Genomic DNA, 14,719 nt, shown 5'->3' on the forward strand with positions numbered 1-14,719 from the left:
CGCCATGCCACTGCTGAGCCAGATCACCGGGCCCGCCGACCTCAGACGACTGCACCCCGAGCAGTTGCCGCTGCTCGCCGACGAGATCCGCGACTTCCTGATCGACGCCGTCACCCGCACCGGCGGCCACCTCGGCCCCAACCTCGGCGTGGTCGAACTCAGCATCGCCCTGCACCGGGTCTTCGACTCCCCGCACGACCGCGTCCTGTGGGACACCGGCCACCAGGCCTACGTGCACAAGCTGCTCACCGGTCGGCAGGACTTCAGCCGGCTGCGGGCCAAGGACGGGCTCTCCGGCTACCCCTCGCGCGCCGAGTCCGAGCACGACCTGATCGAGAACTCGCACGCCTCCACCGCGCTCGGCTACGCCGACGGCATCGCCAAGGCCAACCAACTGCTCGGCGTGGACCGCTGCACCGTCGCCGTGATCGGCGACGGCGCGCTCACCGGCGGCATGGCCTGGGAGGCGCTCAACAACATCGCCGAGGCCGAGGACCGTCCGCTGGTCATCGTCGTCAACGACAACGAGCGCTCCTACGCGCCGACCATCGGCGGCCTCGCCCACCACCTCGCCACCCTGCGCACCACCCGCGGCTACGAGCGCTTCCTCGCCTGGGGCAAGGACGCCCTGCAGCGCACCCCCGTGGTCGGCCCGCCGCTGTTCGACGCGCTGCACGGCGCCAAGAAGGGCTTCAAGGACGCCTTCGCCCCGCAGGGCATGTTCGAGGACCTCGGCCTGAAGTACCTCGGCCCGATCGACGGCCACGACATCGCCGCCGTCGAGCAGGCGCTGCGCCAGGCCCGGCACTTCGGCGGGCCGGTCATCGTGCACTGCCTGACCGTCAAGGGCCGCGGCTACCGGCCCGCCGAGCAGGACGAGGCCGACCGCTTCCACGCGGTGGGCCCGATCGACCCGTACACCTGCCTGCCGGTCTCGCCGTCCGCGGGCGCCTCCTGGACGTCCGTGTTCAGCCAGGAGATGCTCGCCCTCGGCGCCGAGCGCCCCGACCTGGTCGCCGTGACCGCCGCGATGCTGCACCCCGTCGGGCTCGGCCCGTTCGCGGCGGCCCACCCCGGGCGGACCTTCGACGTCGGGATCGCCGAGCAGCACGCCGTCGCCTCCGCCGCGGGCCTGGCCACCGGGGGGCTGCACCCGGTCGTCGCGGTGTACGCGACCTTCCTGAACCGGGCCTTCGACCAGGTCCTGATGGACGTGGCGCTGCACCGGCTCGGCGTCACCTTCGTGCTCGACCGGGCCGGGGTCACCGGCAACGACGGGGCCTCGCACAACGGCATGTGGGACATGTCGATCCTGCAGGTCGTCCCCGGGTTGCGGCTGGCCGCCCCGCGCGACGCCGACCGGCTGCGCGAGCAGCTCCGGGAGGCCGTCGCCGTCGAGGACGCCCCCACCGTGGTGCGCTTCCCCAAGGGCGAGCTCGGCCCCGACGTCCCGGCGGTCGAACGGATCGGCGGCGTCGACGTGCTGGCCCGCACCGGGCCCAGCCCCGACGTGCTGCTGGTGGCCGTCGGCGCGATGGCGCCCGCCTGCCTGGACGCCGCCGCGCTGCTCGCCGCCGACGGCATCACCGCCACCGTCGTCGACCCGCGCTGGGTCAAGCCGGTCGACCCCGCGCTGGTCGGGCTGGCCGCCGCGCACCGGATGGTGGTCACCGTCGAGGACAACGGGCGGGCCGGCGGGGTCGGCTCGGCGATCGCCCAGGCCCTGCGGGACGCCGAGGTCGACACCCCGCTGCGCGACCTGGGCGTCCCGCAGGAGTTCCTGGCGCACGCCTCGCGCGGTGAGATCCTCGAGGAGGTCGGCCTCACCGGCACCGGCGTCGCCGCCCAGACCGCCGCCTACGCCCGCCGCCTGCTGCCCGGCACGCGGAGCGGCGCCCAGGAGTACCGGCCCAGGGTGCCGCGCAAGTAGTCACCGATTGGAGCGAACCAGCGTGACCCAGGCCGAACCGCTCGACCTCGCCGCCCTGCTCGCCGCCCGGGGCGGCGAGCGCTACGAGCTGCACGCCCGCTACCTCAACCCGCAGCTGCCCCGGATGCTGCACACCATCGGCTTCGACCGGTACTACGAACGGGCCGAGGGCCCGTACTTCTACGACGCCGAGGGCAACGAGTACCTCGACATGCTCGCCGGGTTCGGCATCTTCGCGCTCGGCCGCCACCACCCCGCCGTCCGGGCCGCGATCGAGCAGGTGATGGAGCTGGGGACGGCCGACCTGACCCGCTTCGACTGCTCCCCGCTGCCCGGCCTGCTCGCCGAGCAGCTGATCGCCCACGCCCCCGGCCTGGACCGGGTGTTCTTCGGCAACAGCGGCACCGAGGCGGTCGAGACGGCGCTGAAGTTCGCCCGCTACGCCACCGGCAGGCGCCGCGTCCTGTACTGCGACCACGCCTTCCACGGCCTCACCGCGGGCTCGCTCTCGGTCAACGGCGAGAGCGGCTTCCGCAAGGGCTTCGACCCGCTGCTGCCCGACACCGCGATCCCGCTCGGCGACCTGGACGCGCTGCGCAAGGAGCTGAAGAAGGGCGACGTGGCGGCGCTGATCGTCGAGCCGATCCAGGGCAAGGGCGTGCTCGCCCCGCCGCCCGGCTGGCTGGCCGCCGCCCAGGAGCTGCTGCACGCCCACAAGGCGCTGCTGATCTGCGACGAGGTGCAGACCGGCGTCGGCCGCACCGGCACCTTCTTCGCCTACCAGGCCGAGGAGGGCGTCCACCCCGACCTGGTGTGCGCGGCCAAGGCGCTCTCCGGCGGGTACGTGCCGATCGGGGCGACGCTCGGCAAGTCGTGGATCTTCGAGAAGGTGTACTCCTCGATGGACCGCGTCCTGGTGCACTCCGCCAGCTTCGGCTCCAACGCCCAGGCGATGGCCGCGGGCCTGGCCACCCTGCACGTGATGCGGCAGGAGGGCGTGGTGGAGAACGCCGCGAAGGTCGGCGAGCTGTTCCGGACCCGGCTGGCGGCGCTGACCGAGCGGTACGAGCTGCTCGCCGAGGTGCGCGGGCGCGGGCTGATGATCGGCATCGAGTTCGGCCGTCCCAAGTCGCTCAAGCTGCGCACCGGCTGGACGGCGCTGCAGGCCGCCCGCAAGGGCCTGTTCGCGCAGATGGTGGTCGTCCCGCTGCTGCAGCGGCACCGGATCCTCACCCAGGTCTCCGGCGACCACCTGGAGGTGATCAAGCTGATCCCGCCGCTGATCGTCACCGAGAAGGAGGTCGACCGCTTCGTGGACGCCTTCACCGAGGTGATGGACGACGCCCACCGCGGCAGCGGCCTGATGTGGGACTTCGGCCGCACCCTGGTCAAGCAGGCGGTCGGTTCGCGGTAGTCAGCCGCTCACAGCTCGGTGCGGCGGCGGCGCACCACCACCCACAGGTCCGCCGCCGCCACCAGGGTCAGCACCCCGCAGCCCACCGCGAACACCACCAGCGTCCCGCTGCTCGGCGCGCCGTCCGCGGGGGCCAGCGCGGCCCACACCGCGAAGCCCGCCGTGCACAGCGCGAAGAACGGCAGGAACAGCACCGACAGCAGGAACCGCAGCTTCAGGTCACTGCGCGCGGTGGCCGGCTCCGTCCCGCTCAGCCACACCTTCGGCGTCCTGGCGCGCCGCATACGCAACCGCCTCCCTCGTACCCTTTCCAGCCTAGGACTGTTCGGGCGCGGGGAGGCGGGCGATGGACGAACTGCACGGGGACCGGTTGGACGACTACCCGGGGCTGCCGGTGGAGCCGGCCCGGGCGCTGGCCGCCGAGCGGGGCTGGCGCACCGTGCGGGTGCTGGAACCGGAGGCGCTGCTGACCATGGAGTACCGCTCCGACCGGCTCAACCTGACGGTGCGGGACGGCGTGGTGGAACGGGCCTGGGCGGGCTGAGGGCGGGCCGGCAGCGGGCGCGCGGGCCACTGCGGGCGGGGCGCCGCCGCCGGGCGCGGCCGGGGTGCGGCGGCGGTCGGGCGGGCGAAGCGGCCCTCCCGGTGCCAGGCCGCCAGCACCCGCCGGTCCAGTGCGGCGACGGCCGGTTCGGCCAGCGGCAGCGAGAGCAGCACCAGCGCGCCCGCCGCCCAGCCCGCGAACACGTCCGAGATCCAGTGGGTGCCCAGGTAGACGGTGGTCAGCCCGATCGAGGCCGCGGTGAGCGCGGCCAGCGCGGCACCGGTGCGCCGCCAGCGGGTCGCCAGGTACGCCAGCACGCCCCAGGTGACCACGGCGTTCGCGGTGTGCCCGGAGGGGAAGATGCTGCCGCCGGAGAACAGCTCGGGCGAGCCCACGTAGTGCGCGTAGTGCGGCCCCAGCCGACCGGTCAGGATCTTCACCCCGCCGACCGTGACGTTCAGCAGCAGCAGTGCCATGCCCATCACCAGCAGCGGCCGCGCCGAGTGCGCGCGGTAGCAGCGCCAGCCCAGCCAGAGGCAGGCCGCGATCGCGGTCGGGCCGCGCTGCCCCGCGATCACCCAGATGTCCAGGTACGGCAGCGCACCGGGCCACTGCCGGTACGGGCGCAACTGCTGCAGCGACCAGTCCAGGTCGACCAGCGGGGAGTCGTACAGGATGGCCAGCACCACCGCCAGGTAGAGCAGTCCGACCAGGCCGAAGAGCAGGGCGTGCCGCCGACTGATCGAGGGGAGCACGGAATCGGTCGTTCCGGTGCGGGAATCGTGACCGGAACGGACCGGAACCGTGCACGGTTCGGTCGATATCTGCTGCTCGGAAGATTCGGGCTTGGCTGGCACGGCTTCGACATTACCGGTCCACCCCGGGACGCCCGGGCTATTCCGCGGATCTGTCACCCGCCGGTGACGTGTCGTCCCCGGTTTCTCCATAGGGGCAGTTCAGGGCGGGAACGGTGCCGCGGGGAAGGGGGCGGGGAGTGGGGGAAATCACGCCCCGGAGCGCCCCGGCGAGCCGCATTCCGGCGGCTTCTCCAATTGCCCCGAGGGTAGTGCGGGGACGAATGAGGCGGCCGATTTCCCGTGACCCGGGTCACTTCCGGGTCGCTCCGGGGAAATCGGCCGCCTCGTCCGCGGCCTCGTGCGGCCGTGGCGGCAGCCCGCCGGCCGGGCCCCTGTCGGCCCGGCCCCTCGGTCAGGGCAGCAGGCGTTCGACGGCTGCCGCGCCCTGTTCCTCCAGGTCCTTCCTGGCCTTCTCGACCAGCTCCGGGGTGGGGGTGCGCCCCGAGGCCATCACCAGGTCCTCGGGGTCGACGGGGTTCTCCGCCCCGGTGTGCAGCAGGCTGTCCGGGGTCGGCTTGGACTCGCTGTCCGTGGGATCGGTCATCAAGGTCCTCCGTGGGTGGAGCGCCGGAGTGCCCGGTCCGGCCCCTCCGGCGGGGCGCGCCCGCCGCCGGGCCGGCGGCGGGAGGTCTGCCATCGAGTCTGGACCCGGGTCCGGGGCTGCGCACCACGAACGCGGCGGCGGCGTGTCGCGGCCGCGGCGGCGGTCAGTCGAGCGGGCCGCCCGCGACGTAGATGACCTGGCCGGAGACGAAGCCCGCGCCCTCGGAGGCCAGGAAGGAGATGGTGTGCGCGATGTCCTCCGGCACGCCGACCCGCTGGACCGGGATGGCGGAGGCGGCGGCCTGCTTGAACGCCTCGAACTCCATGCCGACCCGGGCCGCGGTGGCCGCGGTCATGTCGGTGGCGATGAAGCCAGGGGCGACCGCGTTGGCGGTGACGCCGAACTTGCCGAGCTCGATGGCCAGGGTCTTGGTGAAGCCCTGCAGGCCGGCCTTGGCGGCGGAGTAGTTGGCCTGGCCGCGGTTGCCCTGGGCCGAGGACGAGGACAGGTTGACGATCCGTCCGAAACCGGCCGCCACCATGTGCTTCTGCACCGCGCGGGTCATCAGGAAAGCGCCCTTGAGGTGGACGGCCATCACGGTGTCCCAGTCCGACTCGGACATCTTGAAGAGCAGGTTGTCGCGCAGCACGCCCGCGTTGTTCACCAGCACCACCGGGGCGCCGAGCTCGGCGGCGATCCGCTCCACCGCGGCCTCCACCTGCTCCGCGTCCGACACGTCCGCGCCGACGGCCAGCGCGCGGCCGCCCGCGGCCTCGATCGCCTCGGCGGTGCCCTTGGCGGTGGACTCCTCCAGGTCGACCACGGCGACGGCGTAACCGTCCGCGGCCAGCCGGAGCGCGGTGGCCGCACCGATCCCGCGGGCCGCACCCGTCACCACGGCCACCCGGGCCGGAGCGGGGGCGGTCACGGACGTGCTCTGCTCGGTCATCTTCGTACTCGTCTCTCTCGAAGTCGGACGACGGGACCGGCGCGGGCCGGTGACCCGTTGGTGAGAAATAAATGAGTTGCGCAGGGCGCAGCGCGGCAACCTTACCGATGAGTAGGATTTCCGGCCAGAGGTAGCGCCGCAGGTGACAGAGGGTGAGGGCGAAAAGCGGCCGGGCGGGTGAACCAGGTTGGGCGTGGTCCCGACATACGGGGGAAATATGCCAACTTCGACGATCCTGCGACTACTCTGCGCCCCTACCTGCCGGTCCAGGCCGACCGTTTGTATAGTGTGCGCCAGCAGCCACCGGCTGCACGGCCGACGCGTCCTCTCTCACAGCGGGATGCTCACTCGCCGTTACTGCCCCGCTCGGGTGTCCCACACACACCCGGGCGTGACACCGGGACGGATTTCATGGTGCTGGGGGAGATCCCGACAACCCGCGTGCCCGGCCGACTGCAGCAGTCGCCCGGACACCTCATTCGCGTGGCCCAGCAGGTGCACACCCGCTTGTGGTCCGAATACGTCGGTACCGAGCTGACGGCTCCGCAGTTCGCGGTGCTGCTGGTACTGGCCCTGGAGCCCGGAGCCGACCAGCGCACGGTCGGCGAACGGGCCTCGCTCGACAAGGCGACGATGGCCGAGATGGTCGCCCGGCTGGTCCGACGGGGTCTGGTGCTCCGCCGCAGGGACCCGGCCGACGGTCGGCGCAAGCTGCTGGCGCTCTCGCAGAACGGTGCTCAGGCCGTCCGCGAGGCGACCGGCGGCGTGGTCCGGGTCCAGCGGACCCTGTTCGAGCCGCTGAGCCCGGACGAGCAGCTGGAGATCGTCCGGATCATGGCGCGGATAGCCCGGCTGGAGCCGGGAGCCGTCGCCGTGATGGCGGACGCCCGGCCCACGCTGGACGCCCAGCGCGCCATCGGCTACCTGATCCGGGTCGCCCAGCAGGTGCACACCAAGCTCTGGTCGGAGAAGGTCGGCACCGAGCTGACGGCTCCTCAGTACGCGGTGCTGGACGCGCTGGAGACCGAACCGGGCGCCGACCAGCGGACGGTCGGCGAGCTCGCCTCGCTCGACAAGGCGACGATGGCCGAGATGGTCAGCCGGCTGGTCCGGCGCGGCCTGGTGCTGCGCCGCCGCGACCCCTCGGACGGGCGCCGCAACCTGCTCTCGCTCTCCCCGACCGGCCAGGAGCTGCTGCACCGCTCCACCGCCGGGGTCCGCGAGGTCCAGGAGGCGCTGCTCGCTCCGCTGGAGCCGCACGAGCACGTGCAGGCGCTGGCGCTGCTCGCCAAGGCGGCCCGGCTGTAACGATTCTGCAAAGCGTCGCCCGTGCCCGGGCGGCGAACGCGCTCCGGCCGGTCAGCGGCGCCGGCGGACGCACGGGAAGGGGCCGACACCCACGCGGGTGTCGGCCCCTTCCCGTTCTGCTTCCGGAGCCCGGCCGGGGTGCTGACGGAGCGTCAACTCCCCTGTGCCGGACGGGCCCGGCGGGCGCGGAGGTCAGTTCCAGTCGAAGTCGGCCGGGTCCGGGCCGATCCGCCGGCCGGTGGCGATGCCCGCGACGGCCGCCAGGTCCTCGGCGTCCAGCTCGAAGCCCGTGATGTCCAGGTTCTCCCGGATCCGGGCGGGGGTGACCGACTTCGGGATGGCGATCACGCCGGACTGCAGGTGCCAGCGCAGCACCACCTGGGCCGCCGTGCGGCCGTGCTTGGCGGCGACGGCCAGCAGGGCGGGCTCGGCCAGCAGGTCCTTGCCCTGGCCCAGCGGGCTCCACGCCTCGGTGGCGATGCCGTGCTCGGCGTGCAGGGCGCGCAGCTCCTCCTGCGGGAAGTACGGGTGCAGCTCGATCTGGTTGAGGACCGGCTTCACCTCGGCCTCCGCCAGCAGCAGCTGCAGGTCCGGCACGCGGAAGTTGGAGACGCCGATCGCCCGGACCCGGCCCTCGGCGTGCAGCTGCTCGAAGGCGCGCCAGATGTTCAGGAAGGCGTTGCCGTGCATCGGGCGCGGCCAGTGGATCAGGTACAGGTCCAGCACGTCCAGGCCGAGGCGGCCGAGCGACTCGTCGAAGGTGCGCAGCACCCGGTCGCGGCCCTGCTCGCCGGACCAGTCGACGGTGCCCGAGTTCCACAGCTTGGTGGTCACGAACAGCTCGTCGCGGGCCACGCCGGACTCGGCGATCGCCTGGCCGGTGCCCTTCTCGTTCTCGTAGATCTCGGCGGTGTCGACCGAGCGGTAGCCGGCCTCCAGGGCCGTGCGCACCGCGGGGACGGCCTCCGCGTCCGGCACCTGCCAGACGCCGAAGCCGAGCTGCGGGATCCGCACGCCGTTGTTCAGCGTGATCGTGGGGACCGGGGGTGCTGCGGGGGTGCTGGTCACGGGAAGGGGTGCCCTTCGTTTGCGCTTCTGCTGCCGGTGGTTCTGGTGGTTCTGATGGCTCTGGTGCTTCCGGAGCGGTGGCAACGGTGGGGAACACCAACTTATTCCCGCGGCGGGGAAGTTCCCCGGAACGAATGAAAGCGGGTGGGGGCGGCGGCCGGATCGGGCCGATCCGCCGGAAAACCTGTTGCGTGCGTCACACCGCGGCGGTCAGGCTCGCCGCATGTGACGAGCCGACCGCACCCGCGCCGCGCACCTCCGACGCGCCGGGCCCCACCGGGCCCGGCCGACGCGCCCCGCCGTGCTCCGCCGCGTCCGGCGGACCGGGGCCGTCCCACCGTCCCCCCTGCCCCGTCCCATCCTGCAACGGAGCGACCATGCCGCTCGTCCCCCTGCCGCTGCCCGACCCCGGCAGCCCCGACCTCAGCTCCCCGCTCGGCTTCCTGCGCTGGCTGGGCCGCGCCCAGCGCCGCGGCCAGGTGCTCGCCACGCTGTGGAGCACGCTGGAGCTCGCCTCGATGGCCGCGCTCCCCGTCGCGATCGGCCGCGGCGTCCAGGCCGTCGTCGACCACGACACCCGCGGCCTGCTGACGGCCGGGCTGTTCGCCCTGCTGCTGGCCGCCGTGCAGACCACGATGACGGTGCTGGTGCACCGTCAGGTGGTGTGGAACTGGATCCAGGCGGCCTCCCAGGTCCGCCAGTTGGTGGCCCGTCAGGCCTCCGCGCTGGGCGGCGGGCTGAGCCGGCGGATCGCCACCGGCGAGATCGTCGCGGTCTCCAGCGGTGACGTCGAGAAGATCGGTTGGTACGTCGAGCTCACCGCCCGGCTGTACGGCGCGGTGCTGGCCTGGCTCGGCGTCAGCACCGTGGTGCTGTGGCGGCAGCCCGGCCTCGGCCTGGCCGTGCTGCTCGGCGTGCCGGTGCTGGCCGCCGCGGTGTGGCCGCTGCTCGGGCCGTTCGAACGGCGGTACACCGAGCAGCGGGCGCTCGGCGGCAAGGCTTCCGAGCTGGCGGCCGACACGGTGGCCGGGTTGCGGGTGCTGCGCGGCATCGGCGGCGAGGAACTGTTCCTGCGCCGGTACCGGGCCGCCTCCCAGCGGGTCCGCGCCGCGGCCGTCCGCACCGCCCGCACCTGGGCGGTGATGCAGGCCCAGGAGGTGCTGCTGCCGGGCCTGTTCGTCATCGGCGTCACCTGGTACGGCGCCCGGCTCGCCCTCGACGGGGCGATCGGCGTCGGCGAACTGATCGCCGTCTACGGCGCCACCGCCTTCCTCGCCGCCCCGCTGCGGGTCATCGGCGAGGCCGCGCACGCCTGGAGCGTCGCCCGGGTCTCCGCCGGGCGGGCCGTCAAGGTGCTCTCGCTGACCAGGGACGACCTCCCGGCGGAGGGCGTTCGGGTGGAGGGCCTGCAGGGGGAGGGCGCTGCTGCCGACGGGGCGGAGCTGGTGCGCCGGGCCTCCCGGTCGGACCTGCACGACCCGGTCAGCGGGCTGACCGCCCGGGCCGGTCGGCTGACCGCCGTGGTCTGCGGGGACCCGGACGCGGCGGGCGAGTTGGCGGCCCGGCTCGGCGGGTGGCCGGTGCTCGCCGAGGGGGAGGCGGCCAAACCCTCCGCCCGGCTCGGCGGGGTCGCCCTGGACGGGGTGCCGCTGGCCACCGCCCGGGCCGCGGTGCTGGTCCACGACAAGGAGCCGGTGCTGCTCTCCGGCACCCTCGCCGAACTGCTCGACGTCCCCCGCTCCGGCCGGGTCGACCCCGCCGAGGCGCTGGCCGCCGCCCGCGCGCAGGACGCGCTGGAGGCGCTCGTCGACGGCTCGCCCGAGTGCGCGGGAGACCCGATGGCGGCCCGGATCACCGAACGCGGCCGCTCGCTCTCCGGCGGTCAGCGCCAACGCCTGGCCCTGGCCCGGTCGTTGGTGGCCGACCCACCGGTGCTGGTGCTGGACGAGCCGACCAGCGCGGTCGACGCCCACACCGAGTCGCGGATCGCCGCCGGCCTGCGCGAACTGCGCTCCGGGCGCACCACGGTGGTCTTCGCCACCAGCCCGCTGCTGCTCGACCAGGCCGACACCGTCCTGCTGCTCCAGCAGGGCCGGGTCGCCGCGAGCGGCACCCACCGCGAGCTGATGACCGGCGAGCCGCGCTACCGGGCCGTCGTCACCCGGGACGAGAACGAGTCGGTGGCGGAGGCCGGTTCGGTGGTCCGCCCGGCCGCGGACCCGGTGGGTTCGGGGCTGGCGGGGGGTGCCGAGTGACCGGGCGCCCGCCCACCCGCCGGGGCGCCGAACCGGGTCCGGGTCCGGGCCCGAGCCGTGGCCGAAGTCGTCGCTGTCGTCGTAGTCGTCCTGGTCGTCGTCCCAGTCGTCGAAGGAGTGCGCTGTGAAGCCCCCGAAGATCCACGAGCAGGGGCCGGTCACCACGCTGCCGGTCGGCTCCACCGCGGCCGTGCGGGCCTACGGGCAGATGCTGCTGCGGCGACACCGCGGCGGACTGGCGGGGATGGTGGTCCTGCACGGGACGGCGACGGTGGCGGGGCTGGTCGGGCCCGCGGTGCTCGGGTCGCTGGTGGAGTCGCTGGCCACCGAGGGCGGCGGGCGGATCGCCGCCGCGATCGGGTGGTACCTGGCCGCGCTGGTGGTGCAGTCGGTGTTCACCGGGCTGTCGCTGCTGCGCGGCAGCGTGCTCGGCGAGGAGGTGCTGGCCGACCTGCGGGAGGACTTCCTGGTCCGCTCGGTGGCGCTGCCGCTCGGCGTGCTGGAGCGCGCCGGGACGGGCGACCTGGTCTCCCGGGGCACCACCGACATCGACCGGCTGGCCCGCTCGGTGCGCGACGCGGTGCCCGAACTGGTGGTCGCCGTGGTCTCGGTGGTCCTGGTGCTCGGCGCCCTGGTGGTGACCTCCCCGCTGCTGGCGGCCACCGCCGTCCTCGGCCTGCCGTTGCTGCTCCTCACCTCCCGGTGGTACTTCCGGCGGGCCCCGCAGTCCTACCGCAACGAGTCGGCCGGGTACGCGGCGGTCAACACCGTGCTCGCCGAGACGGTCGACGCCGGGCGGACGGTCGAGGCGCTGCGGCTCGGCGACCGGCGGGTGGAACTGACGGACCGGAAGATCCGCGAGTGGATCTCCTGGGAGCGGTACACCCTGTGGCTGCGCAGCGTCTGGTTCCCCACCGTGGACGGCACCTACGCGCTGGCCGTGCTCGGCACCCTGGTGCTGGGCGGCCTGTTCGCCCTGCACGGCTGGATCAGCCCGGGCCGGCTGACCACCGGCGTGCTGTACGCCCAGGCCCTGGTGCACCCGGTCACCCGGATCCTGCGCTGGTACGACGAACTGCAGATCGGGCAGACCTCGCTGGCCCGGCTGGTCGGCGTCCGCGAGGTCGCCGCACCGGAGACCGACGCGGCGCTGCGCCCGGACGGCCGCCGGGTCGAGGCCCGGCAGGTCAGCTTCGGCTACCGCGAAGGGGCGGACGTGCTGCGCGACATCACGCTGGACGTCGAGCCGGGCAGCCGGGTCGCCCTGGTCGGGCCGTCGGGGGCGGGCAAGTCGACGCTGGGGCGGCTGCTGGCGGGCATCTACGCGCCGGGCCGGGGCCGGGTCACGCTCGGCGGGGCGCAGCTGTCGCGGATGCCGGCCGAGCGGGTGCGCACCGAGGTCGCGCTGGTCAACCAGGAGCACCACGTCTTCGTCGGCACCCTGCGGGACAACCTGCACCTGGCCCGGGCGGAGGCCGACGACACCGAGCTGCGCGCCGCGCTCGCCGCGGTCGACGCCACGGAGTGGGTGGACGCGCTGCCCGACGGTCTGGACACCGAGGTCGGCTCCGGCGGCACCGCGCTGACGCCCGCCCAGGCCCAGCAGTTGGCGCTGGCCCGGCTGGTGCTGGCCGACCCGCACACCCTGGTGCTGGACGAGGCCACCTCGCTGCTCGACCCGCGGGCGGCCCGGCACCTGGAGCGCTCGCTCTCCCGGGTGCTGGCCGGCCGCACCGTGGTGGCGATCGCGCACCGGCTGCACACCGCGCACGACGCCGACGTGATCGCGGTGGTCGAGCAGGGCCGGATCACCGAGTACGGGTCGCACCCGGAGCTGGTGTCCTCCGGCGGTCCGTACGCGGCGCTCTGGCGCTCCTGGCGGGACGAGGGGTAGCCCCCGCGGGGCTCCGCGGGGGCCCGCCGCCCCGGCCGACCGCACGCGGCCGGGGCGGCGCCGGGCGGCGTCAGGCGGGCAGCTTGAAGGTGCCGACGATGGTGGTGGCCCCGAGGACGTACGGCCGGATGGCGTCGGTGACCTGCTCGTAGGTCAGTCCCGCGGACGGGAGGGTGGGGGTGGAGAGCGCGTACAGGGTGAAGACGTAGTGGTGGACCTGGCCGGTGGCGGGCGGGCAGGGGCCGCCCCAGCCGACCACCGGCATGCCGTTGGTGTCGAAGCTGTTGGCGCCCTGGGTGTACTGGAGGGTGCCGTGGCCGTCGACCCGGGTCGCGCTGCCGGGGATGTCGTAGAGCACCCAGTGGTGCCAGCCGCCCGCGAGCGGGGCGTCCGGGTCGTTCACCAGCAGGGCGTAGCCGAGCGTTCCGGCGGGGGCGTTGCGCCAGTTCAGCTGCGGGGCCAGGTTCCTGCCCTGGCAGGGGGCGCCCTCGGAGCCGGGGCCGCCGAACTCCGTCCACTGCGGCAGTTTGCCGCCGTCGCGGAAGTCCGGGCTGGTGAGGGTGAAGGGCGTGGGGCGGGAGGCCCCGGCGGCGTCCGCGGTGGCGGTCGGGGCGGCCGCGCCGATCAGCGTGCAGCTGACGGCCAGTGCGGCGGCGAGGGCGGCGACGTGGCGCCTGGGTCGGTGTGCTGCAATCAACTTGTCCCCCGTGCAATTGAGTTGACGTACCGCCACGGTGGCGGCGGACGACAGCCAAGCGGTGTTCCGGCGGGCGGTCAAGGGGGCGCAGGGGGCGGGGTGACGGTCCGCCGGGCGTGACGCGGACGGGTGAATGGGCGTCGGCGGCGGGGTGGCGAGCCGACCGGTGGACGGGGCGGGCGCAGACTGCGGGGGTGACCAAGACATCAGGTGGCTCCCCGTCGGGGAACCAGCGCAACGAGATCGCGGGCGTTCCGACCCGGTACATCGGCATCGGCGTCATCGTGGTGCTGGCGATCTGGTTCCTGTTCGCGAACCTGGACAAGGTGAAGATCCAGTTCTGGGTGTTCACCGTGACCTGCCCGCTGTGGATCGCCCTGCTGGCGACGCTGCTCGCCGGGACGGCGCTGGGCTGGCTGCTGAAGGGACGGCGCACCAGGTGACGGCCCCGGGGGAAGGCGCGGGGGAAGGCACGGGGACGGGCTCCGGGGCGGCCGCGGGGGCGCCGGTCGGGGAGCCGCTGATCGAACTGCGCGGGGTGAACAAGCACTTCGGTCAGTTGCACGTGCTGCAGGACATCGACCTCACGGTGGGCCGCGGCGAGGTCGTGGTGGTGATCGGCCCGTCCGGGTCGGGCAAGTCCACGCTGTGCCGGGCGATCAACCGGCTGGAGACGGTGGAGAGCGGCACCGTCCTGATCGAGGGACAGCCGCTGCCCGCGGAGGGCAAGGGGCTGGCGAAGCTGCGCGCCGAGGTGGGGATGGTGTTCCAGTCCTTCAACCTGTTCGCGCACAGGACGGTGCTGCAGAACGTCACGCTCGCGCAGGTCAAGGTCCGCAAGCGGGGGAAGGCCGAGGCCGAGGCCAAGGGCCGCCAACTGCTGGAGCGGGTCGGGCTGGCGGCGCACGCGGACAAGTACCCGGCGCAGCTGTCCGGCGGTCAGCAGCAGCGGGTGGCGATCGCCCGGGCGCTGGCGATGGACCCGAAGGCGCTGCTGTTCGACGAGCCGACCTCCGCGCTCGACCCCGAGATGATCAACGAGGTGCTGGAGGTCATGCGCACGCTGGCCGCCGAGGGCATGACCATGGTGGTGGTCACCCACGAGATGGGCTTCGCCCGCTCGGCCGCCAACCGCGTGGTGTTCATGGCGGACGGGCGGATCGTCGAGGACCGTGCCCCCGAGGAGTTCTTCGCGGACCCGCGCAGCGAGCGCGCCCGGGACTTCCTCTCCAAGATCCTGAAGCACTGAGGCGGCCCGG

At 73.9% G+C, this 14,719-nt stretch carries 13 protein-coding genes; 7 read left to right on the top strand and 6 right to left on the bottom strand.

Going from position 1 to position 14,719, the window contains the following annotated elements; translation table 11 throughout:
* Nucleotides 1-4: 4 nt before the first annotated feature.
* Nucleotides 5-1,930, top strand: a complete 1,926-nt coding sequence (dxs, locus tag QSK52_RS29345) for a 1-deoxy-D-xylulose-5-phosphate synthase (protein WP_285739224.1) — start codon at nucleotides 5-7, stop codon at nucleotides 1,928-1,930.
* 22 nt (nucleotides 1,931-1,952) lie between these two features.
* Nucleotides 1,953-3,344, top strand: a complete 1,392-nt coding sequence (locus QSK52_RS29350; RefSeq protein WP_285739225.1) for an aspartate aminotransferase family protein — start codon at nucleotides 1,953-1,955, stop codon at nucleotides 3,342-3,344.
* An 8-nt stretch (nucleotides 3,345-3,352) separates the two neighbouring features.
* Here the strand turns inward: QSK52_RS29350 and QSK52_RS29355 are convergent, their stop codons facing one another.
* The 4 genes from QSK52_RS29355 to fabG form a co-directional block, all read right to left on the bottom strand.
* Nucleotides 3,353-3,628: a DUF6343 family protein gene (locus tag QSK52_RS29355; protein ID WP_033221198.1), complete on the bottom strand. Its 276-nt coding sequence runs from the start codon at nucleotides 3,626-3,628 to the stop codon at nucleotides 3,353-3,355.
* A gap of 94 nt (nucleotides 3,629-3,722) precedes the next feature.
* Nucleotides 3,723-4,643, bottom strand: coding sequence for a phosphatase PAP2 family protein (locus QSK52_RS39720; protein WP_435053402.1), 921 nt, complete (start codon nucleotides 4,641-4,643; stop codon nucleotides 3,723-3,725).
* A gap of 454 nt (nucleotides 4,644-5,097) precedes the next feature.
* Nucleotides 5,098-5,289 (bottom strand): hypothetical protein, encoded by a 192-nt coding sequence (locus tag QSK52_RS29370; RefSeq protein WP_285739227.1) that lies wholly within the window; start codon nucleotides 5,287-5,289, stop codon nucleotides 5,098-5,100.
* A gap of 163 nt (nucleotides 5,290-5,452) precedes the next feature.
* Nucleotides 5,453-6,238 carry a 3-oxoacyl-ACP reductase FabG gene (gene fabG / locus QSK52_RS29375; RefSeq protein ID WP_285739228.1) on the bottom strand — a complete coding sequence of 262 codons (786 nt, stop codon included), beginning with the start codon at nucleotides 6,236-6,238 and terminating at the stop codon, nucleotides 5,453-5,455.
* Between the two features lie 507 nt (nucleotides 6,239-6,745).
* Here fabG and QSK52_RS29380 point away from each other — a divergent pair.
* Nucleotides 6,746-7,546 carry a MarR family winged helix-turn-helix transcriptional regulator gene (locus tag QSK52_RS29380; protein ID WP_285739229.1) on the top strand — a complete coding sequence of 267 codons (801 nt, stop codon included), beginning with the start codon at nucleotides 6,746-6,748 and terminating at the stop codon, nucleotides 7,544-7,546.
* A gap of 192 nt (nucleotides 7,547-7,738) precedes the next feature.
* Here the strand turns inward: QSK52_RS29380 and QSK52_RS29385 are convergent, their stop codons facing one another.
* A complete protein-coding gene (locus tag QSK52_RS29385; RefSeq protein WP_285739230.1) occupies nucleotides 7,739-8,614 on the bottom strand; it encodes an aldo/keto reductase in 876 nt (291 codons plus the stop codon).
* A gap of 377 nt (nucleotides 8,615-8,991) precedes the next feature.
* Here QSK52_RS29385 and QSK52_RS29390 point away from each other — a divergent pair, with 377 nt between their 5' ends.
* On the top strand, nucleotides 8,992-10,869 hold the full coding sequence (locus QSK52_RS29390; protein WP_285739231.1) for an ABC transporter transmembrane domain-containing protein: 1,878 nt from the start codon (nucleotides 8,992-8,994) through the stop codon (nucleotides 10,867-10,869).
* A gap of 124 nt (nucleotides 10,870-10,993) precedes the next feature.
* The gene (locus tag QSK52_RS29395; RefSeq protein ID WP_285739232.1) at nucleotides 10,994-12,763 is read left to right on the top strand and encodes an ABC transporter ATP-binding protein; all 1,770 of its coding nucleotides are present in this window, start codon (nucleotides 10,994-10,996) and stop codon (nucleotides 12,761-12,763) included.
* A gap of 70 nt (nucleotides 12,764-12,833) precedes the next feature.
* On the opposite strand, the gene QSK52_RS29400 is transcribed toward QSK52_RS29395, so the two are convergent.
* Nucleotides 12,834-13,460, bottom strand: coding sequence for a YbhB/YbcL family Raf kinase inhibitor-like protein (locus tag QSK52_RS29400; RefSeq protein WP_285739233.1), 627 nt, complete (start codon nucleotides 13,458-13,460; stop codon nucleotides 12,834-12,836).
* 194 nt (nucleotides 13,461-13,654) lie between these two features.
* On the opposite strand from QSK52_RS29400, the gene QSK52_RS29405 reads away from it, so the two are divergent.
* The gene (locus QSK52_RS29405) at nucleotides 13,655-13,903 is read left to right on the top strand and encodes a LapA family protein (protein ID WP_285739234.1); all 249 of its coding nucleotides are present in this window, start codon (nucleotides 13,655-13,657) and stop codon (nucleotides 13,901-13,903) included.
* Between the two features lie 77 nt (nucleotides 13,904-13,980).
* Nucleotides 13,981-14,709 (top strand): amino acid ABC transporter ATP-binding protein, encoded by a 729-nt coding sequence (locus QSK52_RS29410; protein ID WP_285739273.1) that lies wholly within the window; start codon nucleotides 13,981-13,983, stop codon nucleotides 14,707-14,709.
* Nucleotides 14,710-14,719: the final 10 nt, after the last annotated feature.

The sequence above is a fragment of the Kitasatospora phosalacinea genome (assembly GCF_030268885.1).
Lineage (GTDB): Bacteria > Actinomycetota > Actinomycetes > Streptomycetales > Streptomycetaceae > Kitasatospora > Kitasatospora phosalacinea_C.